Origin of the sequence: Aminipila sp. (assembly GCF_032051575.1) — a bacterium.
Taxonomy (GTDB): domain Bacteria; phylum Bacillota; class Clostridia; order Peptostreptococcales; family Anaerovoracaceae; genus Aminipila.
The window spans coordinates 409,721-431,569 of record NZ_DAMBYD010000001.1 but is presented as its reverse complement, the minus strand read 5'-3'; the positions used below and the strand labels follow the sequence as shown (position 1 = coordinate 431,569).

32 protein-coding genes and 1 tRNA gene are annotated in these 21,849 nt (G+C 36.9%); 1 reads left to right on the top strand and 32 read right to left on the bottom strand.

Going from position 1 to position 21,849, the window contains the following annotated elements; all coding sequences use genetic code 11:
- Nucleotides 1-72 precede the first annotated feature (72 nt).
- From RTW14_RS02120 to RTW14_RS02080, 9 genes are all read right to left on the bottom strand, one after another.
- Nucleotides 73-1,530 (bottom strand): cysteine desulfurase, encoded by a 1,458-nt coding sequence (locus tag RTW14_RS02120; RefSeq protein WP_312647858.1) that lies wholly within the window; start codon nt 1,528-1,530, stop codon nt 73-75.
- Nucleotides 1,517-2,461 carry a family 2A encapsulin nanocompartment shell protein gene (locus RTW14_RS02115; protein WP_312647856.1) on the bottom strand — a complete coding sequence of 315 codons (945 nt, stop codon included), beginning with the start codon at nt 2,459-2,461 and terminating at the stop codon, nt 1,517-1,519. Before RTW14_RS02115 ends, RTW14_RS02120 begins: the two co-directional genes overlap by 14 nt.
- Before the next feature lie 68 nt (nt 2,462-2,529).
- Complete coding sequence (locus RTW14_RS02110; RefSeq protein ID WP_312647855.1) at nt 2,530-2,982, bottom strand: flavodoxin domain-containing protein; 453 nt, start codon at nt 2,980-2,982, stop codon at nt 2,530-2,532.
- 4 nt (nt 2,983-2,986) lie between these two features.
- A complete protein-coding gene (locus RTW14_RS02105) occupies nt 2,987-3,196 on the bottom strand; it encodes a hypothetical protein (RefSeq protein ID WP_312647854.1) in 210 nt (69 codons plus the stop codon).
- On the bottom strand, nt 3,174-3,782 hold the full coding sequence (locus RTW14_RS02100; RefSeq protein ID WP_312647853.1) for a TetR/AcrR family transcriptional regulator: 609 nt from the start codon (nt 3,780-3,782) through the stop codon (nt 3,174-3,176). The genes RTW14_RS02105 and RTW14_RS02100 overlap by 23 nt, the downstream gene beginning before the upstream one ends.
- 245 nt (nt 3,783-4,027) lie before the next feature.
- Nucleotides 4,028-4,102 (bottom strand) — tRNA-Gly (locus RTW14_RS02095).
- 155 nt (nt 4,103-4,257) lie between these two features.
- Nucleotides 4,258-4,836, bottom strand: coding sequence for a hypothetical protein (locus RTW14_RS02090; RefSeq protein ID WP_312647851.1), 579 nt, complete (start codon nt 4,834-4,836; stop codon nt 4,258-4,260).
- A gap of 106 nt (nt 4,837-4,942) precedes the next feature.
- A complete protein-coding gene (locus RTW14_RS02085; RefSeq protein ID WP_312647850.1) occupies nt 4,943-5,704 on the bottom strand; it encodes a lysophospholipid acyltransferase family protein in 762 nt (253 codons plus the stop codon).
- A 10-nt stretch (nt 5,705-5,714) separates the two neighbouring features.
- Nucleotides 5,715-6,950, bottom strand: coding sequence for a pyridoxal phosphate-dependent aminotransferase (locus tag RTW14_RS02080; protein WP_312647849.1), 1,236 nt, complete (start codon nt 6,948-6,950; stop codon nt 5,715-5,717).
- 93 nt (nt 6,951-7,043) lie between these two features.
- Here RTW14_RS02080 and RTW14_RS02075 point away from each other — a divergent pair, with 93 nt between their 5' ends.
- A complete protein-coding gene (locus tag RTW14_RS02075; protein WP_312647848.1) occupies nt 7,044-7,715 on the top strand; it encodes a M23 family metallopeptidase in 672 nt (223 codons plus the stop codon).
- Between the two features lie 98 nt (nt 7,716-7,813).
- Here RTW14_RS02075 and trmB read toward each other — a convergent pair whose 3' ends face one another.
- The 23 genes from trmB to rplE form a co-directional block, all read right to left on the bottom strand.
- Nucleotides 7,814-8,452 carry a tRNA (guanosine(46)-N7)-methyltransferase TrmB gene (gene trmB, locus RTW14_RS02070; RefSeq protein ID WP_312647846.1) on the bottom strand — a complete coding sequence of 213 codons (639 nt, stop codon included), beginning with the start codon at nt 8,450-8,452 and terminating at the stop codon, nt 7,814-7,816.
- A gap of 34 nt (nt 8,453-8,486) precedes the next feature.
- Nucleotides 8,487-9,518 carry a L,D-transpeptidase gene (locus RTW14_RS02065; protein WP_312647844.1) on the bottom strand — a complete coding sequence of 344 codons (1,032 nt, stop codon included), beginning with the start codon at nt 9,516-9,518 and terminating at the stop codon, nt 8,487-8,489.
- A 36-nt stretch (nt 9,519-9,554) separates the two neighbouring features.
- Nucleotides 9,555-10,355 (bottom strand): energy-coupling factor transporter transmembrane component T family protein, encoded by an 801-nt coding sequence (locus tag RTW14_RS02060; protein ID WP_312647843.1) that lies wholly within the window; start codon nt 10,353-10,355, stop codon nt 9,555-9,557.
- Nucleotides 10,352-11,197: an energy-coupling factor transporter ATPase gene (locus RTW14_RS02055; protein ID WP_312647842.1), complete on the bottom strand. Its 846-nt coding sequence runs from the start codon at nt 11,195-11,197 to the stop codon at nt 10,352-10,354. Before RTW14_RS02055 ends, RTW14_RS02060 begins: the two co-directional genes overlap by 4 nt.
- The gene (locus RTW14_RS02050) at nt 11,182-12,024 is read right to left on the bottom strand and encodes an energy-coupling factor transporter ATPase (RefSeq protein WP_312647841.1); all 843 of its coding nucleotides are present in this window, start codon (nt 12,022-12,024) and stop codon (nt 11,182-11,184) included. Before RTW14_RS02050 ends, RTW14_RS02055 begins: the two co-directional genes overlap by 16 nt.
- Nucleotides 12,025-12,478: 454 nt before the next feature.
- Nucleotides 12,479-12,820 (bottom strand): 50S ribosomal protein L17, encoded by a 342-nt coding sequence (rplQ, locus tag RTW14_RS02045; RefSeq protein WP_312647840.1) that lies wholly within the window; start codon nt 12,818-12,820, stop codon nt 12,479-12,481.
- Nucleotides 12,821-12,934: 114 nt separating this feature from the next.
- Nucleotides 12,935-13,882 (bottom strand): DNA-directed RNA polymerase subunit alpha, encoded by a 948-nt coding sequence (locus RTW14_RS02040; RefSeq protein ID WP_312647838.1) that lies wholly within the window; start codon nt 13,880-13,882, stop codon nt 12,935-12,937.
- Between the two features lie 47 nt (nt 13,883-13,929).
- The gene (rpsD, locus tag RTW14_RS02035; protein ID WP_312647836.1) at nt 13,930-14,550 is read right to left on the bottom strand and encodes a 30S ribosomal protein S4; all 621 of its coding nucleotides are present in this window, start codon (nt 14,548-14,550) and stop codon (nt 13,930-13,932) included.
- A gap of 22 nt (nt 14,551-14,572) precedes the next feature.
- Nucleotides 14,573-14,971, bottom strand: a complete 399-nt coding sequence (gene rpsK / locus RTW14_RS02030) for a 30S ribosomal protein S11 (protein WP_312647834.1) — start codon at nt 14,969-14,971, stop codon at nt 14,573-14,575.
- Nucleotides 14,972-14,985: 14 nt separating this feature from the next.
- Entirely contained in the window at nt 14,986-15,357 is a 372-nt protein-coding gene (gene rpsM, locus RTW14_RS02025; protein ID WP_312647833.1) for a 30S ribosomal protein S13, read from the bottom strand.
- Nucleotides 15,358-15,454: 97 nt separating this feature from the next.
- A complete protein-coding gene (gene rpmJ, locus RTW14_RS02020; protein WP_163412391.1) occupies nt 15,455-15,568 on the bottom strand; it encodes a 50S ribosomal protein L36 in 114 nt (37 codons plus the stop codon).
- A gap of 14 nt (nt 15,569-15,582) precedes the next feature.
- A complete protein-coding gene (infA, locus tag RTW14_RS02015; RefSeq protein WP_162361655.1) occupies nt 15,583-15,801 on the bottom strand; it encodes a translation initiation factor IF-1 in 219 nt (72 codons plus the stop codon).
- A gap of 23 nt (nt 15,802-15,824) precedes the next feature.
- Nucleotides 15,825-16,571 carry a type I methionyl aminopeptidase gene (gene map, locus RTW14_RS02010; RefSeq protein ID WP_312647824.1) on the bottom strand — a complete coding sequence of 249 codons (747 nt, stop codon included), beginning with the start codon at nt 16,569-16,571 and terminating at the stop codon, nt 15,825-15,827.
- Between the two features lie 3 nt (nt 16,572-16,574).
- Nucleotides 16,575-17,219 carry an adenylate kinase gene (locus tag RTW14_RS02005; RefSeq protein WP_312647822.1) on the bottom strand — a complete coding sequence of 215 codons (645 nt, stop codon included), beginning with the start codon at nt 17,217-17,219 and terminating at the stop codon, nt 16,575-16,577.
- A gap of 28 nt (nt 17,220-17,247) precedes the next feature.
- Nucleotides 17,248-18,522: a preprotein translocase subunit SecY gene (gene secY, locus RTW14_RS02000; RefSeq protein WP_312647895.1), complete on the bottom strand. Its 1,275-nt coding sequence runs from the start codon at nt 18,520-18,522 to the stop codon at nt 17,248-17,250.
- Between the two features lie 7 nt (nt 18,523-18,529).
- A complete protein-coding gene (gene rplO / locus RTW14_RS01995) occupies nt 18,530-18,970 on the bottom strand; it encodes a 50S ribosomal protein L15 (RefSeq protein WP_312647820.1) in 441 nt (146 codons plus the stop codon).
- A gap of 19 nt (nt 18,971-18,989) precedes the next feature.
- On the bottom strand, nt 18,990-19,172 hold the full coding sequence (gene rpmD, locus RTW14_RS01990; protein WP_312647818.1) for a 50S ribosomal protein L30: 183 nt from the start codon (nt 19,170-19,172) through the stop codon (nt 18,990-18,992).
- A 12-nt stretch (nt 19,173-19,184) separates the two neighbouring features.
- Complete coding sequence (rpsE, locus tag RTW14_RS01985; protein WP_312647816.1) at nt 19,185-19,691, bottom strand: 30S ribosomal protein S5; 507 nt, start codon at nt 19,689-19,691, stop codon at nt 19,185-19,187.
- Between the two features lie 16 nt (nt 19,692-19,707).
- Entirely contained in the window at nt 19,708-20,073 is a 366-nt protein-coding gene (rplR, locus tag RTW14_RS01980) for a 50S ribosomal protein L18 (RefSeq protein ID WP_312647815.1), read from the bottom strand.
- 17 nt (nt 20,074-20,090) lie between these two features.
- The gene (gene rplF, locus RTW14_RS01975) at nt 20,091-20,633 is read right to left on the bottom strand and encodes a 50S ribosomal protein L6 (protein WP_312647813.1); all 543 of its coding nucleotides are present in this window, start codon (nt 20,631-20,633) and stop codon (nt 20,091-20,093) included.
- 12 nt (nt 20,634-20,645) lie between these two features.
- A complete protein-coding gene (gene rpsH / locus RTW14_RS01970) occupies nt 20,646-21,044 on the bottom strand; it encodes a 30S ribosomal protein S8 (RefSeq protein ID WP_312647812.1) in 399 nt (132 codons plus the stop codon).
- Between the two features lie 59 nt (nt 21,045-21,103).
- Complete coding sequence (locus RTW14_RS01965) at nt 21,104-21,289, bottom strand: type Z 30S ribosomal protein S14 (RefSeq protein WP_206582527.1); 186 nt, start codon at nt 21,287-21,289, stop codon at nt 21,104-21,106.
- Between the two features lie 9 nt (nt 21,290-21,298).
- Complete coding sequence (gene rplE, locus RTW14_RS01960; RefSeq protein WP_312647809.1) at nt 21,299-21,841, bottom strand: 50S ribosomal protein L5; 543 nt, start codon at nt 21,839-21,841, stop codon at nt 21,299-21,301.
- Between the last annotated feature and the right edge of the window lie 8 nt (nt 21,842-21,849).

Sequence of the window (21,849 nt, the reverse complement as noted above, 5' to 3'; positions counted from 1 at the left end):
AAAAAAGGTAAAAAAACAAACCCACTAAGAGAGTTTGTTTTAAATTATGTCATTTTAAATTTTAAAACAAGATTATTGCAACCCCATTAAAACTTCTACCATTTTATCAATTTCAGCTTTGGTGTTATACAGACCAAGTGATGGCCGTACTGTACCTTCTAATCCTAGCCTCCTTAAAACTGGTTGTGCGCAGTGATGCCCTGCACGAACAGCAATACCCTCTGCGTTAAGTGCCTGACCAATTTGTTCATTGTTTATGCCTTGTATCACAAAAGATAAAATGCTTGTTTTTTCCTTTGCGTTTCCAATTAATTTTAATCCAGGAACTTTCTTCATTTGTTTTTCTCCATAACCTAATAACGAATGTTCATACGACCAGATAGTATCTAAACCTATCTGTGTTATATAATCAATAGCTATACCTAGCCCTACTGCATCTGCTATATTTCCTGTTCCGGCCTCAAATCGATGGGGCGCAGACTGATATTGTGTTTTTTCAAAAGTGACATCATGAATCATGTTCCCTCCCCCATGGTAGGGTATCATTCCATTTAAGATATCCAGCCTGCCATACAATACTCCAATTCCAGTTGGACCGTATAACTTATGCCCCGAAAATACGTAAAAATCCGCATCAAGTTCTTGCACATCTACCTTCAAATGAGATACTGCCTGAGCTCCATCTACTACCACTTTAGCTCCAAATTGGTGAGCAGTTTTAATCATTTGCTTAACAGGTACAATGGTGCCCAGTGCATTAGATACATGGGCAAGTGATACAATTTTGGTTTTTGGTCCAAGTAACCTTCTATATTCCTCTAAATCAACCTGTCCATCCTCATCAATAGGAATTACACGCAGATGAGCACCTTTTTCTGAGCATAATATCTGCCAAGGAACGATATTGGCATGATGTTCAAGGCAGGAGATCAGCACTTCATCATCTTCCTTTATATTTGTTTTTCCGTATGTCTGTGCTATGAGGTTAATTGCCTCAGTTGCTCCCCTAACGAATACAACTTCAGCAACGGAAGAAGCATTCAGAAAATCGCGTACCTTTTTCCGTGATTCTTCATACGCGTCAGTAGCACGGGCTGCCATAGTATGTGCGCCTCTATGAACATTAGAGTTTTCGTGTTCATAAAAATAAGCAAGTCTGTCAATAACACACTTAGGTTTCTGGGTCGTTGCGGCATTATCCAGCCAAATTAGTTTTTTTCCTCCAACTTTTTCTGATAAAATTGGAAAATCAGACCGAATCAGCTCTGTATCATAGGAAGCTTTTCGAAAATCCGGTAAAGACCATTCTTCTGGCAATAAGTTTAATTGCGATAAAACTTCAGAAAAAACCTTATCGTTATCTTCATATATTGATATAGAATTTTCAGCGCTTGTTTTGAATGCTGGAAAAAATTCATTAGCAAGTTGTTCAATCCTTTTTATAGAGATGCTATCATTTGCATTCTGACCTTTTAGATAATTATCAATCTGTGTATCATTATTAAGCCATTCCGTATTACTTATTTTCATAATAATTCCCGATTTCTACATCTTCCAAAACAGCTAGTGCATCATCCGCCAGCACAGCGGTTGAACAGTAAAGGGATAACAGATAAATTCCAATTCCTCTGTTATCAATTCCCATAAAGCGTACCGAAAGTCCTTTAGATTGCTCACCCTGAAGACCGGTCTGATATAAACCGATAACGCCCTGCTTCTTTTCACCAGTTCGGACAAGGAGAATATTGGTTTTACCCATATTCTGATTTGGATTTTTTTTATCATCAATAAACAGCTTATCTGTGGGTATAATAGGAATCCCACGCCAGGTTAAAAAATGAGAATCTAATAAATTCACAGTGGCAGGGGGAACTCCGCATTTCGTACATTCTCTTCCAAATGCAGCAATTGCTTTTGGATGGGCCAAGAAAAACGATGGTTCTTTCCACACTTTTGAAATTAATTCATCAAAATCGTCCGGTGTAGGAAATCCATTACGAGTTTTAATGCGTTGAGAATCTGCCACATTATGCAGCAATCCATATTCCTTATTGTTGATAAATTCACTCTCCTGTCTTTCCTGAATACTCTCCGTTGCTAACCTGATTTGTTCGTGAATCTGATCATAGGGACTATTATAAATATCAGATACCCTGGTATTTATATTAATGATTGTTGAAATTGAATTTAAAATGTATTCTCTTGGTTCAGTGACGTAATCTACAAAACCTTCTGGAATATCTTGATTTCCGGTTCGGTTACATAGCATGTCCAATGGTGTATTTCCTTCTGCTACCTTATTCAGCCTGAATACACCTGTTTTTAATGCCTTAAATTCCATCAGTCTGCAAAGCCATCGCGGAGTTATGGATTCAAATTGCGGTGGAGTTTTAACTGCGTCCGTAAGTTGATAAGCCGCTTTTGCAGATAATGCATTTAAATTTGTTATAGGATCTGACATCATTACTCTCCTTGAATTATTTTATTTCATGTATAGTATTTCAAATAATCCAGAAAATACCCATAATATTACACTCTGTTTGTATTTAACTCATCCAAGGATTCAAAGATTGCATGAATAAAGGCATTGACATTTTCCTCCACGAGCCAGTGGGTATCACTTGAGGTTCTGAAAGGCGGCTTGCCGCCAAAAGATTTTATACAAGTGGCGGATTTGGCAAGTTGTTGAGGTATATTTTTTTCAATGGCCTTTTGCAGTGCCTCGGGATACGCGTTACATAAATAAAATGCGATTTTCTTTTCCATCAGAAGAATTTCATTCTTTCTTATGAAGTTCAGTACGGGTTTGTAAAATTTCCCCATTCTTACGCCAGAACCAATAATAATCATATCAAAAGGTGTAATATCTGGATCCGTTTTTAATAAATCACATACGGTACAACCTTTTATTTGCCTTGCCAGCAAATCTGCGCAATATTGACTGGCGCCTGACTTCGTTGCATATAAAATTAATATCCGCACAATATCACCTTTCCTTTTTCATTTGACGAAAAGTAACCGCCAACAACACAATGGTAATAAAACAAAAAACAACAGAAGCAATTCCACAATTCATATGAAAAGAGAATGAACTTGGATCAATAACGTTATTTGCTTTCATCCAGAGGCCGCAAATCATAGTTGATAGTAGGAGCAGAAAGGTAATGATAGAGCTAATCATTGTTACAATTTTCATTTGTTTTTTCTCCTTTACCCATAGTTTTATATAATAAATTGTCTATCAGCATATCGATAAAGCAACTTCGCTGATCTCTGTCATTCAGATTTATACCGCTGTACATAAGAAAAGCAGAGCAATTTAAGGCAGTCACTTGTATTGGACTAAGAATTTGTAAAGCTATTATTCTAAGCTGCATGTCATTCTTACTAGTTCCAAAGATATCTCTTAACAGTGGAATCAGATATAAGGGAGTCTGCATATTCCCCTCCATAATTTCACGGGTCAGAAGGAACCGAATTAGTTTTTCCTTATCACCTGCTACAATATAAAGTTCTTTCATCAACGCTTTCAGTTTGCTGACCGGGTCTAAATCATGCTGAAGGTTTCCTTGAAGAAAGCCTGAAATCGTCTTTGACATAACATCTCCGACGGCAATGCTTAACAAATTATCTTTACTCTTAAAATGATAGTTAATTAAGCCTGTGCCTACACCAGCGCGTTTGGCTATCTGCCGCACAGTTATTTTTTCAATATCATCTTCTTCATCTAAAATGGCCTTTGCGGCGTCTATAATTGATTGCCGTGCATCCTGTTCATTCATGATATAGTCTCCTTTCTTGAACATGTTCAAATTACGTTCAGTATAGTGCATATTATTCCTTTTGTCAATACCAAATCAGACTAACATGTGCTGGACAGAAATACTGAAACACTCATGACAATGACCAACGGCAGGCCGCAAAACTAACATAGGACAATCTTGCAGCACAAATTTGGTTCGAATGTATGAAAAAAGGCCATACCATTTTGGCATGACCTCTGAACATCTATTTTGGACAAATATTTTGGAGCGGAAGACGAGATTCGAACTCGCGACCCTCGCCTTGGCAAGGCGATGCTCTACCCCTGAGCCACTTCCGCATATTAGATTATCCTGTTAACATAAATATTTTATCAAAATAAGTTTAAAATTACAAGTAAAATGTTCCTTAATATACGAATTCTATTTTTTAGCTTGTACAATTATATCAGAGGGATTAAAAGAAAATTCCAAATCCCTTAAATTTATTATAATGTCATAGCTGATTATTATAAGTCAAATAATCGAGCATTCCTTTTGAATAATAATCGCCCATTTTTGAAGTGAGCTTTAAAATACTATCATATATTACTATATTTTTTGTGTATTGTTTTTTTAATAAAGTTGTTGATTCTTCGATTGTCATTTGAATAAATTGGTATAATAAACTTTTCCATTCACTTTCTAACCAAAACGGATTAATTTGTTCTGCAAAAGCAGCTCTCTGATCTGCATTTTCATACAGCTGCTTTGTATATTCATTTACTGCGTTAACATCACCATTTATTTGTGCCGCGACTAAGGATTTTAAAATACTGACAAAATCCGATGTAAGAATATTATATCGTTCAGAATTTTGTTCACCAAATACTAATCTAATAATATTGCTATTTTCTAAAAAAACCGCATTTATTTTTTTCTCTGCTTCTGCCTGAATACCATAGCCCGCATATACACTTACTAAATACTCCCTAATCCAATTAGCCAAATTTCTCCAAAGTATCCTTGATTCAAATACCAACTCCGTTTGGTTTAATGAAATAGTAGTGTCTTGTAGCCTCTTAACCGATCTCATTCAACGACCTCCTTTTTAATACAATATATTACTATTGATGTTTCTTTGTTCCTTGACAAATCAAAAAAAATCCTTTAGAAACCCAAATTCCTAAAGGATTGATTTTTCAATTACTAACTGCTATTTTCGCGTTATCAAGTTTACTGTTCTGTGAATTGTTACAGTCCATAATCATTTTTCTAACATTTACTCCTAAATGTTTGGTTTCTTCTCTTGACAGCGATGCCGTCTCTATCGGCGGTAATACTGTTATTTTGACCTCTGCTGGACGAATCCATACCCCGTTGGCTTCCATTACCTTATATGAACCATTTATAGCTACCGGTACAACTGGTGCTCCTGTTCTGGTGGCTATTTTAAATGCCCCCTCTTTAAACTCACCAACTTCGTCTCCTCTGCTTCTAGTTCCCTCTGGAAAAATTATAACAGAACGTCCCTCTCCTATAATTTTTTCTGCTTGAGCAAAAACACCTAAAGATTGCCTTGCATTTTCTCGGTCAATAAATAAACAGTCAAACAATTTCATCCAATTGGATATCATGGGCACTTTCTCCATACTGTTCTTTGCCACTATAGAATTAGTTTTGCCTAATTTAGTAATCATCAAAGGAATATCAAAATTTCCTTGATGATTGCTGGTAAAGAGAACAGCCCTGTCCATAGGGATATTTTCCAGGCCTTCTACTATGCAGTTTACCCCTGCCATTTTCAATAAACTATTTGCCCAATTTTGTACGATTTGATTAATTTCTGGAAGATCCTCTTCTTTAGGAATTCCAGCAATTCTACGTTTTTCAAAATATCGCTGTTTTGGATAAATACCCAATAGATAAATCCAGAAATATATAAACCATATTATTGTACGCATTTTTTCGCCTCTATTTCATCGCTGCTAAAATTTTTTCTGGCAGCATTCTACACTCTTCTTCTGTTATGGAAGCAATGGATACTCTTAATCCCTTCGCAAGTGGCACTACAAATATCCCTTTTTCCTGAAGTTTTTTACAAATTGTATCTGGATCATCACATGGAATGGATGCAAAGAACCCAGCATCGAATGGAACAATCTCTAATCCTACCTTAGCAGCTTCTTCTTCAAAAGCTTTTCCTCTCTTCAAAAGTAAATCACAATAAAACTCTCTTTCTTCATTTACCTTTGTCAAAAGATTACTATCTTCATATATCTTTGATATAACTACCATGGAAGCTCTGGTGCAGTTTGACCATGACGCTCTGGAAGAAAATTGACATACACGCACAAACTCTTCTGCAATTTCTTTAACAGGTGTCATGCAAATCATAGCTCCGCATCTCATCCCATAAAGAGTAAACGTCTTAGAAGCACTATATGAGATTATTGGCAGTATATTTGATGGTAAATTCTCTAATTTAGGCATAAATTCTCTATATTTATCTCCATCACCTGCAAAATCTATATATGCAACATCAACAAGTAATGCAACTTTCTTATCTTCCTTTGCCGCAAATTCTACTGTGTCCAGCACTTTATCCCAATCTTCAAGTGTAAGTGAATATCCAGTTGGATTATGAGCGGGTGTATTTATAATTATCACTAGGCTTTCTTGCTTTGAAAGCAGTTCGTCAACTTTTTGCTTAAAAGCTGTAATATTAAAATGCCCTTCTTTATCAAACAGACTATAAGTAGTAGAAGTCCTGCCTATTTCTCCTGCAATAGAGCTGTAGTTTGCCCAGAACCAGTCTGAAGTTAAAATCTGATCTCCTATTTTAGAATAATTCGATATAGTATTTCGAATTGATCCAGTACCACCAGGTGTTGCAACCGCTTCTGTAAAGCAGTTTGGCTTGTACTTCCCAAAAGCAGCTTCTTTTATGCATTTTTTAAATTCTGGTGTTCCTCCAATGGGAGCATATTCTGCATAATCTTCAGGAGTTAGATTTCTTAAAACTTCAACCACTGAAGACAAAACGACTAATTTGCCCTGGTCATCCAACAATGCACCAATCGTAGCGTTTGTAACGGCTTCTCTACCTTTTTTAGCGATCATTTCATTCGCTAATCTACTAATTCCAAATATTTTATCCTCTAATGGAATGCTTCTTCCATTTTGCTGGGCCATAATAAATTCTTTCATATATCCACCTCACTCATATAAAATTACAAAACATTATACTACAAAGTATGAAAAACTGCAATAAGGCAATAATACAATAAGGAGGTGTAAATTATGCGACATAAAATAAAAGATAAAAAGCCAATGGATAGAGCTGCTATAGCTCTGGTACTTTGTTTCAGCGTTGTTGCCCTTGCTTCAGTTTTTACTGTGAAATCAAGTTTGGACAAAATTAATTTATCAGATAACAATAATATTAATGTTCCCCAAAGCAATCAGCCAGAAGAAAGAAGTGTAACAAAACAAGTTCCTACTGTGGATAGTAAAGATAATCCTCAGTCAAATACTCAAAATGAAAATAAAAATTCTTCTAATTCTTCAGCTTGGGTTGCACCTGTAGACGGTCTTATAACACTAGAGTATTCCACAGAACTACCAATTTATTCGAAAACCTTAAATCAATACATGGTTCATAACGGCATAGATATTGCTGCACCACTTGATTCAAGAGTTCAAGCAGCTGCCGCGGGAACGGTTGTGGAAACCTACAAAGATGATCGCCTTGGTTATACTGTTAAAATTAATCATGGAAACGGATTTATTACAACTTATTCAAACCTTTCAGACAGTGCCGTTGTTGAAGCTGGCGACGTTGTGAAAAAAGGTGATATTATAGGTGGCATAGGAGATACTAGTCTATTTGAATCCTCTGATGAATCTCACTTACATTTTGAGATGCAAAAAGACGATAAATTAGTAAACCCTTCAGACTACATTAAATTTTGAGTTCTTCAACATTTTATTTTAAAATCTCCAATAAAAATAGTGATAAAAAACTAGTTGTTTTTTATCACTATTTTTACATCTAAGAGTAAATACATTTTCTACACAACAAATTTTACATAATTTATATTTTTATTAGCTTCCTTAAATTTATCCTCATACTCCGTTGTAATTTCTTTTGAAGGAAAAGCAGAATTATGAATATCCCTGCTATATTCCAGTATTTCATAGTCATTTGCTTTTATTTCTCTAATTGAAAATTCAAATAGTGCATCATTATCCGTTTTAAATTCCACAATGCCACTATTTTTTATAACGGTTGCATACCCTTTCAAAAATTTAGTATGGGTCAGCCTTCTTTTTGCATGCCTATCCTTTGGCCATGGATCACTAAAATTTAAATAAATACCTGCTAATTCATCCTCCTCAAAATATTCTGTTACATCCTGTACAAAGGCCTGCATAAATTTAATATTTGGGAGTTGGGCTATTGCCGCTTTTTCCAAAGCTCTAAGCAGTACCGTGTCCTGCCCTTCAACCGCTATGTAATTCCTGTCCGGATGCATTTCTGCCAGCTTCAAAGAGAACTGTCCCTTACCGCATCCTAACTCCATGTAAATATCATTATCATTATCAAAAATATTTTTCCAGTTTCCCTTCATCTTTTTCCCATCTACCACAGAGAACTCTGAAAAAGCAGCTAATCGTGCTTCCACATTTTTTACTTTTCTTTGTCTCATCATTTCTTCCTATCTAGATTTTATTAAATCTCATCTACTCAATTACTATTACAATAGTCTTTCCATGCTCATACCAGTTATATATAAACTTTGCATGAGAAGTATAATTTCTCACACATTTATGTGAGAGTGGTACAGTTCCGATACTACTAGAAAATTCGTTTATTCCTGGATCCATTCTTGTCCCTTCTTTAGTATATTTATATGCTGTTGATATTCCATGAATATATGCACCTGCTGTAAAACGCACAGCATAGGGAGCATATCCTTCTATTTGAGAAGTTCCGTCTTTTACATAGAAGAATTTTGGCTTCTTCTCAATAGCATAAAAGTATCCTAAAGGTGTTGCCTGGTGATACTTCCCAACTTTTCCTGTGGTGGCCATGCTGTAAGATGTGACATTCCAAATATCTTCTTTTTCAAAGGTTACAATGTTTTGATTTGTTCTATCTACTGCAATTACTTTCTTTAATCCTTTTAAGTTATCATTCTCAGGAATATATTGACTTGGTACAGAGTATTCCAAATCTGTGCCTACAACTCCAACCAATGTATATTCCTCATCTTCTTCCAGTACTTCCACTAAAGTACCATCCGTCAAATACACAAATTCATTTAAGTCGTTTATATTTGCGTAAGCAGGTGCTGCCGCACTTCTATCATTACCCAATTTATCTGCTTCGGTGCCCTTGTATTTGGGTGCTCTGCCATTTCTATTTTTGTAATTATCAATATACGTCAGCCTATATTTCCCGATTGCCTTCTCTACAACAGCTATTTTTTCTCGCATTACATCAAATTGAAAACATCGTTCTTCGCCATTTACCACATAAGTGTATGGCTCTTGTACCAAATAATTGGTATACTTTAAATTAAATCCATACTTAAGTGGCTGTTCTTCTATAGGCTCCTCGATTTCCGCGCTGACCTGTGAAGATTCCGTTTTAACTACTGATTTTTCATCTTTTTGTAAAAATGCTTCCTCAGAGTCCGGTCCCACTATAAGAATAAACACTAAAACTACTGATAACGATAAGGCTATCACCACAAGATTCAAATGCTTCACTTAATCAATCCTTTGTATTTTATTATTATATTAACATTACATTATACGCGATTTGAAAATAATTAATGCCAAAAACAAAACAAGTATTGTTAAAGTTCCAAAATCACGACCTGACATTTTCATTTCATGCAGGCGTGTTCTATGTTCACCACCTCTATAGCATCTGGCTTCCATGGCCATAGCCAAGTCCTGAGCTATGCGAAAAGCGCTTATGAATAAGGGAACTAATAGTGGTACTAAACTTTTGGCTCGATTTATAAGATTACCACTTTCAAAGTCTGCGCCTCTTGCCATTTGCGCTTTCATAATTTTATCCGTTTCCTCAAGTAGTGTAGGTATAAATCGAAGTGCTATAGTCATCATCATAGCCAGTTCATGTGCAGGTACGCCCACTTTTTTTAACGGATTTAAAATATATTCAATTCCATCAGTTAAACTGATAGGCTTGGTAGTCAAAGTCAATACGGATGACCCAAATATTAATAAAACTAATCTAATTCCCATAAAGCAGGCGTTGTACACACCTTCTTTAGTCAACCTTAAAAAGCCTATTTTATATATGATTTCACCATCTGTCATAAACATATTTATTAAAAAAGTAAATACGATAATCAGAAATACAGGTTTTAATCCCTTTGCTATAAAACTGAATGGGACTTTAGAAACCCCTATTACAACAGCTAGTGCTGCTGCTGCAATGGCAAATCCTATAAAATCATTTATAATGAATAAGGCAATTATATATATAAATGTCCCTGCAATCTTTACCCTGGGATCCAGTCTGTGAATAAAGGAGCTACTTGGATAAAATTGTCCTAATGTGATGTCTCTAATCATAATCTTTTCACTAATTCCTCCACAGCTTCATCCATACTTAAAACATCCGGATTAATTTGAAAACCTTTATCGCGAAGCTGATATAGTAATTCAGCAATTGGAGGTACACTAAGACCTATCGCTGTTAACTCTTCTCTCCTTGCAAAGACTTCCCGTGGGCTTCCTGACATGGCTAGTCTGCCCTTTTCCATAACTAAAATTTTATCTGCTAGATTTGCAATGTCCTGCATATTATGAGACACTAAAATTAAAATGCTGCTCTGCTCTTTATGAATTTTTTTAATCACCTCAAACAGTTCTTTATGGGCTTTAGGATCAAGTCCTGCTGTGGGTTCATCTAAAATAAGTACTTCAGGCTTCATTGCTATAACGCCTGCTATGGCAACTCTGCGCTTCTGACCACCTGATAAATCAAAAGGGGATCGTTCTGCTACTTCTTCATAATCAAGCCCCACCAACTCAATAGCCTCTTTTACCCGGACTTCTACTTCCTCTTTATCAAGTCCTAGGTTTAACGGTCCAAATGCTACATCCTGCTTTACAGTTTCCTCAAAAAGCTGATATTCTGGGTACTGAAATACCAATCCTATTTTTTTTCTTATATCCCTCATGGATGTAGCTGGATTAGTGATGTCAACACCACTAATCATTATAGCTCCTGATTTAGGTTTCAACAATCCATTGAAATGCTGCACTAAAGTTGATTTTCCTGAGCCTGTATGACCTATAATCCCCACAAATTCTCCGTCATTTATTTCAAAACTCACATCATCTAAGGCCACGGATTCAAATGGCATGCCTTCACTATATACATGTTTCAAATTTTTTACTTGTATTGACATAAATACTCTACCATTTCCTCTGTTCGAATAATCTCTTTAGGAATAGTAATTCCTCTTTTTCTTAATTTATCTGCCAAATCAACAGCTACAGGCACATCAAGTCCTAGCTCCCTGATTTTTCCTATCTCTGAGAAAATCTCTACAGGAGCTCCATCAAGAATGATTTCTCCCTTGTCCATAATTATAACACGATCAGCATCTGCCGCTTCTTCCATAAAATGTGTTATAAGAATAACTGTGATTCCTTCATTGTGTAATTTATTTATAATCGCCATAACTCCAGCTCTTCCTTTTGGATCAAGCATAGCTGTGGGTTCATCAAAAATGATGCAGTCCGGCATCATTGCTATAACTCCGGCTATAGCAATTCTCTGCTTTTGACCTCCAGAAAGTAGGTGAGGCGCTTTTTTTCTATGTTCATACATGTTTACCGCTTTAAGGGCAGAATCCACCCTTTGTCGGATTTCTTCAGGAGCAATACCTAAGTTCTCAGGACCAAAAGCCACATCATCCTCAACAATTGAAGATACCAGCTGATTATCAGGATTCTGAAATACCATACCTGCAGCTTGTCTTATATCCCAAAGGTGGTCATCATTCTTTGTATCAAAACCTTTCACATATACCGTTCCACTACTTGGAAGTAATAATGCATTAATGTTTTTAGCTAAAGTTGATTTTCCCGAACCATTTTTGCCTATTACAGCAACAAAGCTTCCTTTTTCAACTTCAAGATTAACATTTTTTATAGCCTCTACTAAGACTTGGTCTGCTTCTCTGGTATAACAAAATTTTAAGTTTTCTATCTTTATGATTTGTTGTTTCATTTATCTATTCCAATCAAGCTTTGCTTGTTATATTCAAAATCATAATCTAAAAATGAGATAATATCACATTTATCGTTTATTAGCATTATACAATTATTAATCTTTTTCTGTCTGAATTCTGTCATCAGTGCTAAAGCACTGGACTAGCAGTAAAACTCTGCAAATCAGAGATTTGTGGGTTTCTTGCATAAGACCTACCGCCATTTGACTTAGCAAATCGGGTTAGGGCTTCATGTTACACGATGAAAATCTACAATCAGCTTCGCTACTTGTGATTTTCTAGCCTAAATTGCGTCATCAGTGCTAAAGCACTGGACGAGCAGTAAAACTCTACAAATCGGAGATTTGTGAGTTTCTTGCATAAGACCTACCAACGATTTGCTTTCGCAAATCGGGTTAGGGCTTCAATGTTAAAAAAGGGTGCGCAAATAACCTGCGCACCCTCAGTTCTTAATTATACAAGCTCTAAGAATACTACTTCTGCGCAGTCTCCCTGTCTTGGTCCTAATTTTAAGATTCTTGTGTAGCCACCATGTCTTTCAGCGTACTTTGGAGCTATTTCATCAAATAACTTTGTTGCAACATCTTCGTCGTACACATATGCAAGAACCTGTCTTCTAGCATGAAGATCACCACGCTTAGCAAGTGTGATTAACTTTTCAGCTTCTCTTCTAGCTTCCTTTGCTCTGCAGTCAGTTGTAGAAATACGTCCTTCCCTAAAAAGGTCAGTAACAATATTTCTAAGCATTGCTTTTCTATGAGCAGTAGGTCTGCCTAGTTTTCTATATCCTGGCATAACTCTTCTCCTTTCTTGACTCACCTTTTCAATCTACTGCGTTGTCAACTGCTTCGCTGCTGGCAAATCAGTTGCATAGCAATAGATTAAAAATACTTCGCCACCAATTATTGCTTATTCGTCACTTGGTCTAAGACCAAGGCCTAATTCTTCAAGTTTGTGTCTTACTTCGTCTAAGGATTTCTTACCTAGGTTTCTAACCTTCATCATATCCTCTTCGGATTTATGGGTAAGTTCCTCAACTGTATTTATTGCAGCTCTCTTTAAGCAGTTGAATGAACGTACTGAAAGTTCAAGTTCTTCAATAGTCATCTCCAGGGCCTTTTCCTTCTGGTCTTCTTCCTTTTCAACCATGATTTCCATAGAATCCGTTGCATCTGTAAGCTCAATAAACAGGTTCAAATGTTCCTGCATAATCTTAGCTCCAATTGACACACCTTCTTCTGGAGTGATTGATCCGTCCGTCCAGATTTCTAGGTTAAGCTTATCGTAGTCAGTTACCTGACCAACCCTTGTGTTCTCAACTGTAAAGTTCACTTTTCTAACTGGTGTATATATAGAATCCACAGGAATCACTGCGATTGGTGTGTTTTCATTCTTGTTCTGTTCAGCAGGAACGTATCCTCTGCCTCTTGCCAAGTTTATTTCCATAACCAGTGTTGCATTTTCTTCAAGCGTTGCTATATGCAAATCGGGATTGAAGATTTCCATTTCCATATCGCCGATAATATCTGCAGCAGTTACTTCTTTTGGTCCTACAGCATTAATAATAACTCTCTTCGTATTTTCACCGTTAAGTCTAACAGCAAGTTTTTTAAGATTTAATATTATCTCTGTTACATCTTCTTTTACTCCAGGAATTGTTGAAAATTCATGAAGTATACCATCAATCTTGATGGATGTTACAGCTGCACCTGGAAGTGAACTAAGAAGAATTCTTCTTAAGCTATTTCCAAGTGTAGTTCCATATCCTCTTTCAAGGGGTTCTACTACAAATTTACCATAATTCGCATCTTCTTCTGAGAATATACACTCTATTGTTGGTTTTTCGATTTCTATCACTCAAAAACCCTCCCTTTTCTTCCAATATATATCTTAAGAATAAGATACTATTTGGAATATAATTCGACGATAAGATGCTCTGCAATCGGAGTATCGATATCTTCTCTTCTAGGAATAGCAACAACTTTACCTTCAAGCTTCTCAATGTCAACTGTTATCCATGATGGAACGCTGATTGCCATTTCTTTCATTTCCTTGAATTTAGGTGAGTTCTGACTCTTTTCCTTAACTCTGATTACATCTCCAGCCTTTACTTCTAGTGAAGGAATATCTACCTTCTTACCATTTAAAGTAAAGTGACCATGTGTTACTAGCTGTCTAGCTTCTTTTCTTGATGATGCCATTCCCATTCTGAATACAACATTATCAAGTCTGGATTCTAACATAATTAAAAGGTTTTCACCAGTGATTCCCTTTTTCTTAGCAGCTTTATCAAATAAATTTCTAAACTGAGTTTCTAACATACCGTAGAATCTCTTAGCCTTTTGCTTTTCTCTTAACTGTAAACCATACTCAGAGATTTTCTTTCTGCTCTGACCATGCTGTCCAGGAGCGTAATTTCTCTTTTCTATAGCACACTTTGAGCTATAACATCTTTCGCCCTTTAAGAATAGTTTCTGACCTTCTCTTCTGCATAACCTGCAGTTAGCATCTGTATATCTTGCCATTCTAAATTACTCCTCCCTTCAATTAAACTCTTCTTCTCTTTGGTGGTCTGCAACCATTATGAGGAATTGGTGTAATATCCTTAATCATATTGATTTCAAGACCTGCAGACTGTAATGCTCTGATTGCAGCTTCACGTCCGGAACCTGGTCCCTTTACGTAAACTTCTACTGTCTTCAAACCATGTTCCATTGCAGCCTTAGCAGCTTCTTCAGCAGCCATCTGAGCTGCGAAAGGAGTTGACTTTCTTGAACCTTTGAATCCAAGAGAACCTGCACTTGACCATGATAATGCGTTACCGTTTAAGTCTGTAAGAGTTACAAGAGTATTGTTAAAGGTGGATTGGATATGCGCCTGGCCTTTTTCAATGTTCTTACGTTCTCTTCTCTTTTTTCTAACTGTTTTCTTTACAGCTTTAGCCATGATTTCCTACCTCCTTACTTCTTCTTCTTTCTACCTACAGTCTTTTTAGGACCTTTTCTAGTTCTAGCGTTTGTCTTAGTCTTCTGTCCTCTAACAGGAAGACCTCTTCTATGTCTGATACCTCTGTAGCAGCCAATTTCCATAAGTCTCTTAATGTTTAAAGAAACTTCTCTTCTTAAATCACCTTCTACAGGGTATTCCTGTTCAATGATCTTTCTAATCTTACCTGCCTCGTCCTCAGTTAAATCTTTAACTCTTGTGTCAGGACTGATACCAGCTTTTTCAAGAATAGCATTTGATGTCTTTCTACCGATACCATAAATGTAAGTAAGACCAATTTCTACTCTTTTTTCTCTAGGTAAATCTACTCCGGCTATACGAGCCATAAATTCCTCCTTCTCCCATCTTCCGTCACGCAAAACCTTTTGGCAGCGTAATATAAACGGGGTATTACATTTTAAACTCTAAATAAAATTTTTATTTTTAACCTTGTCTCTGCTTGTGCTTTGGATTTTCACAGATAACCATTACTTTACCGTTTCTCTTGATTATCTTGCACTTTTCGCAGATTGGTTTAACTGATGCTCTAACTTTCATCTTAAACCTCCTAATTATTTATCTCTCCATGTGATTCTTCCACGAGTCAGGTCATAAGGAGATAACTCTACCTTCACCTTATCGCCAGGAAGAATTCTGATGAAATTCATTCTTATTTTTCCTGAAATGTGTGCAAGTACTTCGTATCCATTTTCAAGCTTAACTACAAACATCGCGTTTGGTTGAGCGTCTACAACGGTACCCAATACTTCGATGACGTCTTTTTTCGCCATAATATAATTTACACCTTCCTTATTTATAAGGTAAGCAACTCGGGCTCACCATCTGTAATAACAACAGTATTTTCATAATGTGCCGACAGTTTACCATCTAGAGTAACCGTTGTCCAGTTGTCCAAAAGTACCTCTACGTCGTAGCTTCCCTGATTAATCATAGGTTCAATGGCAAAAACCATACCACTTACTAATTTTGGGCCTCTACCTGGCTTCCCATAGTTTGGAATCTGAGGATCTTCATGCATATTTCTTCCAACTCCATGACCTACAAAATCTCTAATTACAGAAAAGCCCTCTCCTTCAGCCTTCGTTTGGATGGCATGAGATATATCTGAAAGTCTGTATCCTGCTTTACAGAATTTTAATCCCTCAAAAAAACTTTCCCTTGTAACCCGAATTAATTTTGCAGCTTCCTCACTGATTTCTCCTACAGCATAAGTTCTGGCAGCATCGCTTACATATCCTTTATAGGTACTGCCTACATCCACACTTACTATGTCGCCTTCTTTAAGTATCCTTTTTTTTGAAGGAATTCCATGAACTACTTCATCATTTACAGATACACATGCAGCAGCGGGATAATCACAATATCCTTTAAAAGTAGGAATCATATGGTTTTTAAGGATTGTCTGTTCTACAAAGTTATTTACATCCATAGTAGACATACCTGGCTTTATAAAATTTTCTAATTCCCTTAAAATGTAACCTGTAACCTTCCCCGATTCACGCATTATGCTAATCTCTTGTTCTGATTTGATGATGATCATTGCTTATTCTCCTAAAACGTTTACAATAGCAGTAAATACGTTGTCAAGGCCGGCTGCTCCATCAATGTGAGCAATGTTTCCCTTTTCAGTGTAGTAGTCAACTAGCGGCATGGTCTGTGAATTGTAAACTTCAATTCTGTTTGCTACAGTTGCTTCTGTATCATCACTTCTCTGATACAATTCACCGCCACAAACATCACAAACACCTTCTTTTGCAGGAGGCATATTCACAACATGATAAGTTGCACCACAAGCTCTGCAAACTCTTCTGCCAATCAAACGAACCATTAGCTCTTCTTTTTCAACTGCGATATCTAAAACTTTATCAATTTTTCTACCATGAGCTACTAAGAATTCATCTAATTTTTCAGCCTGATAAACAGTCCTTGGAAAACCATCAAGAAGGAAACCCTCCTTGCAGTCATCTTCAAGTAATCTGGTTGTCGCTATCTCTATTACTAAATCATCAGGAACAAGCTCGCCCTTGTTCATATACTCTTGAGCTTTCTTTCCAAGGGCAGTTCCTTCTTTTATATTTTTTCTGAATATATCGCCAGTAGATATATGCGGAATACCATATTTTTCTATTATTCTGGTCGCCTGTGTGCCTTTTCCTGCACCCGGAGGGCCTAATAAAATTAAATTCACTTAATTTTCCTCCATTTTATTATATGTGCTATTTTAAGAATCCTTGATAGTTTCTCATAACCATCTGATTTTCTAACTGTTTCATTGTGTCAAGTGCAACACCAACTGCAATCAGCAATGATGTTCCTCCAAACCTAGCATCAATCGATGTAAAGCTGCTAAGTAAGGTTGGCATTGTAGAAATAATAGCTAAGAACATAGCACCTACAAAAGTAATTCTTGTCATTACTTTGTTTAAATATTCAACAGTTGGCTTTCCTGGTCTAATTCCAGGAATAAATCCACCATTTGCTTTCATATTGTTTGCCACTTCAAGAGGGTTAAATGTAACCGCAGTATAGAAATAAGTAAAGAACACGATTAGCAAGATATTGAATATTGCATAAATCCATACTCCTGGATCACCTTGAGGTGAAAGCCATTTTGTAACAAAGGTTGTAAAACCTGAGTTAGGAAAGAAGTATGTTATTGTTAATGGAAACTGCAACAATGAAAGTGAGAAGATTACTGGAATAACACCAGCCTGATTTACTTTTAGCGGAATATGTGTCGACTGTCCGCCGTACATCTTTCTTCCAACCACTCTCTTTGCATACTGTACAGGAACTCTTCTCTGTCCCTGTTGGATTTCAATAATTCCCACTACAACGATTACTGCGAAAAGAGCAAACAATATCACAGTAAGAGTGCCTAATTCACCTGCAGTGAATTTAGCCCAGTTTGTATGAATTGCACTTGGTATTCTTGCAATAATGCCAGCAAAAATGATTAATGAAATACCGTTTCCAATACCGTTTTCATTGATCTGTTCACCTAACCACATTAGGAATGCAGTTCCGGCTGAAAGAGTAAGCACGATAACAGCTACTGAGAAAAAATCAGTGCTGATTAATGCCTTCTTGAACAAACCCACTGACAAGCCGATAGCTTGAACAAATGCAAGTACAACTGTCAAATATCTAGTGTACTGTGCAATTTTTTTCTTACCTTCTGTTCCTTCTTTAGCAAGTCGCTCTAATGAAGGAATAGCAATGGTTAATAATTGTAAAATAATCGAAGCAGTGATATATGGAGTAATACTTAAAGCAAATATAGTAAAATTACTAAAAGAACCTCCTGAGAATAAGTCAAACAAAGCAAACAATCCTGTCCCGCCGTCAAATACTTGAGCAAGTACTGCTCTGTCAATGCCCGGAACTGGAATATTTGAACCCAGCCTGAAAACTACTAACATTAAAAGTGTGAAAACCATCTTTCTTCTAACGTCTGCAACTTTCCAAGCATGAGCGATTGTTCCAAACATGCTCATCCTAGATCACCTCTGCCTTTCCTCCGGCAGACTCAATTTTTTCTATTGCAGCTTTGCTAAATTTGTGAGCCTTAACAGTCACTCCTTTTTCAAGAGTACCTTCTCCAAGAATTTTAATTCCGGCTTTAACCTGCTTTACTAGCCCAACTTCTTCTAAAAGTTCAGGTGTTACAACAGTTCCCGCTTCAAATCTATTTAGATCATCAACGTTCAGAATTGTATATTCTGTTCTCCAAATATTAGTAAAACCTCTTTTTGGAATTCTTCTGTATAATGGCATCTGACCGCCTTCAAAGCCAAGTCTAACGCCGCCGCCGCTTCTAGAGTTTTGGCCATTCATACCTCTACCGCCAGATTTACCCTGACCAGTAGCAGTACCACGACCTCTTCTCTTACGGTTCTTAGTTGAACCCTCGGCTGCTCTCAATTCATGCAGTTTCATATTTCCCGCACCTCCAATCCTACAGTTCTTCTACAGTCACAAGATGCTCAACCTTCTTGATAGCACCACGAGTTTGTGGGCAATCAGGCATTTCGTTTGAACTGTGCATCTTCTTTAACCCTAAAGCTTCAACAATTTTTCTATGCTGAGGAAGAGCTCCAATTGTGCTCTTTGTTAAAGTTACTTTAATCTTCTTAGCCATTGTATCTTCCTCCTATCCTAAAATTTCTTCTTTAGTCTTTCCTCTTAATCTGCTGATTTGTTCAACAGTCTTTAAGTTTCTAAGACCTTCTAATGTGGCGTAAGCAATATTTACTGTATTACTTGAACCAATAGACTTAGCTCTAACGTCCTTAATTCCAGCAGCTTCAAGTACCATACGTACAGATGAACCTGCGATAACTCCAGTACCCTGAGAAGCCGGCATGATTAAAACATTACCTGCTCCAAATACTCCAAGAGTTCTGTGTGGAATTGTTGTTCCTACTGTTGGAACATATACTAAATTTTTCTTTGCATCTTCGATAGCTTTTCTTACAGCTTCAGGTATTTCCTGAGCCTTTCCAAGACCAACGCCAACGTAGCCTTCGCCGTTACCAACAACTACGGATACGCTGAATCTCATATTTCTACCACCCTTAACAGTCTTAGCAACACGTCTAATGTTAACGATAGTTTCTTTTAAGTCTAGCTTGGATGCATCAATCATATTTTGTCGCATTCCTTTTTTCCTCCTGTTAGAATTTCAATCCTGCTTCACGTGCAGCCTCTGCTAATTCCTGTACTCTTCCGTGATATAAATATCCACCTCTGTCAAAGCATACAGTTTCGATTCCTTTAGCTAATGCTCTCTTCGCAATAGCTTCTCCAACTAACTTAGCAGCTTCCTTGTTACCACCATAAGCACCCTGGGCCTTTAATTCCTTGTCAGTTGTTGATGCTGCTGCAAGTGTTACACCATTTACATCATCAATTACCTGTACAGAGATGTTCTTAAGGCTTCTGTAAACGCAAAGTCTTGGTCTTTCAGGAGTTCCATGTAAGTGTTTTCTTACTCTTTCATGTCTAGCTACTCGTCTTTCATTCTTACTTTCTTTTGCCATTTAATTTCACTCCTTCCTTATTTTTTACCAGTCTTTCCTTCTTTACGACGGATAATTTCGCCTTCATAACGAATACCCTTAGCCTTATATGGTTCAGGACGTCTCCACTTTCTAATATTAGCAGTGTAGTTTCCAACTAAAGCCTTATCAATACCCTTTACGATTACCTCTGTAGGGGTAGTAACTTCAGTAGTAATTCCATCAGGATCTTCCATTTCAACTGGGTGTGAATATCCAAGGTTCATAACAAGAGTCTTGCCCTTCTTTTCAGCCTTGTAACCAACACCAACTAGCTGAAGCTTCTTTTCGTATCCAGCTGTAACTCCCATAACCATATTGTTTATAAGAGTTCTTGCAAGTCCATGCTGTTCTCTTGAGCTCTTATTGTCACCATCTCTAGTAACTGTAACAACTCCGTCTGCAATTTCAACTTTTATATGTTTGCTAATAGCTTCTGAAAGCTGACCCTTAGGTCCCTTTACAGTAACCACATTGTTGCTGTCAACCTTAACCTCTACGCCTGCAGGAAGGTTAACAGGTAATTTACCTATTCTTGACATTTTTTATTCCTCCTACCAAACGTAACAGATTACTTCTCCGCCGATTCCAAGCTTTCTTGCTTCTTTATCACTAATTATTCCGTTTGAAGTTGAAATAATAGCGATACCTAGACCTCCTAGTACTCTTGGCACATCGTCAGCCTTAGCATAAACCTTTAATCCTGGCTTTGAAATCTTCTTGATTCCACTAATAACTCTTTCCTTGTCAGCACCATACTTCATCTGAATTTTGATAGTGCCCTGCTTGTCGTCTTCAATAACGTCATAGCCTTTAATATATCCTTCTTCAGTTAAAATACCTGCGATTGACTTCTTCATCTTTGATGCAGGAATATCAACTGTTGTATGTCCTACAGTATTGGCATTTCTGATTCTTGTTAGCATATCTGCTATTGGATCTGTCATTGTCATTCTGAATGTTCTCCTTTCCTTGCGAGGTTCCCCGTAGGGCCTCCGCAATCAATTTAAAATTACCAGCTCGCTTTTCTAACGCCTGGGATTTCTCCCTTGTAAGCAAGTTCTCTGAAACAGATACGGCAGATACCATATTTTCTTAATACAGAATGTGGTCTTCCGCAAATCTTGCATCTTGTATATGCACGAGTAGAAAACTTAGGTTTTCTAGCCTGTTTTACTTTGAGAGATGTCTTTGCCATGGTTCCCTCCTATTTCTCAAACGGCAATCCAAGTAACTGCAATAATGATGCAGCTTCTTCGTCTGTCTTTGCCGTTGTAGTGAATACAATATTCATACCTTTAGTCTTATCTACCTTATCAAACTCAATTTCAGGGAAGATTAATTGTTCCTTAATACCCATTGAGTAGTTACCTCTACCGTCAAATGAGTTCTTACTAACTCCCTTGAAGTCTCTTACTCTTGGAAGAGCGATGTTGAAGAATTTATCAGCAAATTCAAACATATTGTCTCCTCTTAGAGTAACTTTTGCACCAACAGGCATGCCCTGTCTAACCTTGAAGTTTGCGATAGATTTCTTTGATTTAGTGATTACAGGTCTCTGTCCACTGATGATTGCTAATTCTTCAACAGCAGTTTCCATAATCTTAGCGTTTTCCTTCGCTTCACCAAGACCCATGTTAATTGTAATCTTTTCAAGTACAGGAACTTCCATAACATTCTTATATCCATACTTATCCATCATGGATTTAAATACTTCATTCTTGTAAGTTTCTCTTAGTCTAGCTGTCAAAATCGTCT

Bases quoted from the DNA above. Each gene is read 5' to 3' on its own strand.
- RTW14_RS02120 (WP_312647858.1), bottom strand. From the start codon at position 1,530: ATGAAAATAAGTAATACGGAATGGCTTAATAATGATACACAGATTGAT.
- RTW14_RS02115 (WP_312647856.1), bottom strand. From the start codon at position 2,461: ATGTCAGATCCTATAACAAATTTAAATGCATTATCTGCAAAAGCGGCT.
- RTW14_RS02105 (WP_312647854.1), bottom strand. From the start codon at position 3,196: ATGAAAATTGTAACAATGATTAGCTCTATCATTACCTTTCTGCTCCTA.
- RTW14_RS02100 (WP_312647853.1), bottom strand. From the start codon at position 3,782: ATGAATGAACAGGATGCACGGCAATCAATTATAGACGCCGCAAAGGCC.
- RTW14_RS02090 (WP_312647851.1), bottom strand. From the start codon at position 4,836: ATGAGATCGGTTAAGAGGCTACAAGACACTACTATTTCATTAAACCAA.
- RTW14_RS02085 (WP_312647850.1), bottom strand. From the start codon at position 5,704: ATGCGTACAATAATATGGTTTATATATTTCTGGATTTATCTATTGGGT.
- RTW14_RS02080 (WP_312647849.1), bottom strand. From the start codon at position 6,950: ATGAAAGAATTTATTATGGCCCAGCAAAATGGAAGAAGCATTCCATTA.
- RTW14_RS02075 (WP_312647848.1), top strand. From the start codon at position 7,044: ATGCGACATAAAATAAAAGATAAAAAGCCAATGGATAGAGCTGCTATA.
- trmB (WP_312647846.1), bottom strand. From the start codon at position 8,452: ATGAGACAAAGAAAAGTAAAAAATGTGGAAGCACGATTAGCTGCTTTT.
- RTW14_RS02060 (WP_312647843.1), bottom strand. From the start codon at position 10,355: ATGATTAGAGACATCACATTAGGACAATTTTATCCAAGTAGCTCCTTT.
- RTW14_RS02055 (WP_312647842.1), bottom strand. From the start codon at position 11,197: ATGTCAATACAAGTAAAAAATTTGAAACATGTATATAGTGAAGGCATG.
- RTW14_RS02050 (WP_312647841.1), bottom strand. From the start codon at position 12,024: ATGAAACAACAAATCATAAAGATAGAAAACTTAAAATTTTGTTATACC.
- rplQ (WP_312647840.1), bottom strand. From the start codon at position 12,820: ATGCCAGGATATAGAAAACTAGGCAGACCTACTGCTCATAGAAAAGCA.
- rpsD (WP_312647836.1), bottom strand. From the start codon at position 14,550: ATGGCAAGATATACAGATGCTAACTGCAGGTTATGCAGAAGAGAAGGT.
- rpsK (WP_312647834.1), bottom strand. From the start codon at position 14,971: ATGGCTAAAGCTGTAAAGAAAACAGTTAGAAAAAAGAGAAGAGAACGT.
- rpsM (WP_312647833.1), bottom strand. From the start codon at position 15,357: ATGGCTCGTATAGCCGGAGTAGATTTACCTAGAGAAAAAAGAGTAGAA.
- rpmJ (WP_163412391.1), bottom strand. From the start codon at position 15,568: ATGAAAGTTAGAGCATCAGTTAAACCAATCTGCGAAAAGTGCAAGATA.
- infA (WP_162361655.1), bottom strand. From the start codon at position 15,801: ATGGCGAAAAAAGACGTCATCGAAGTATTGGGTACCGTTGTAGACGCT.
- map (WP_312647824.1), bottom strand. From the start codon at position 16,571: ATGATCATCATCAAATCAGAACAAGAGATTAGCATAATGCGTGAATCG.
- secY (WP_312647895.1), bottom strand. From the start codon at position 18,522: ATGTTTGGAACAATCGCTCATGCTTGGAAAGTTGCAGACGTTAGAAGA.
- rplO (WP_312647820.1), bottom strand. From the start codon at position 18,970: ATGAAACTGCATGAATTGAGAGCAGCCGAGGGTTCAACTAAGAACCGT.
- rpmD (WP_312647818.1), bottom strand. From the start codon at position 19,172: ATGGCTAAGAAGATTAAAGTAACTTTAACAAAGAGCACAATTGGAGCT.
- rpsE (WP_312647816.1), bottom strand. From the start codon at position 19,691: ATGCGACAAAATATGATTGATGCATCCAAGCTAGACTTAAAAGAAACT.
- rplR (WP_312647815.1), bottom strand. From the start codon at position 20,073: ATGGCAAAAGAAAGTAAGAATGAAAGACGAGTAGCTAGACATGAAAGA.
- rplF (WP_312647813.1), bottom strand. From the start codon at position 20,633: ATGTCAAGAATAGGTAAATTACCTGTTAACCTTCCTGCAGGCGTAGAG.
- rpsH (WP_312647812.1), bottom strand. From the start codon at position 21,044: ATGACAATGACAGATCCAATAGCAGATATGCTAACAAGAATCAGAAAT.
- RTW14_RS01965 (WP_206582527.1), bottom strand. From the start codon at position 21,289: ATGGCAAAGACATCTCTCAAAGTAAAACAGGCTAGAAAACCTAAGTTT.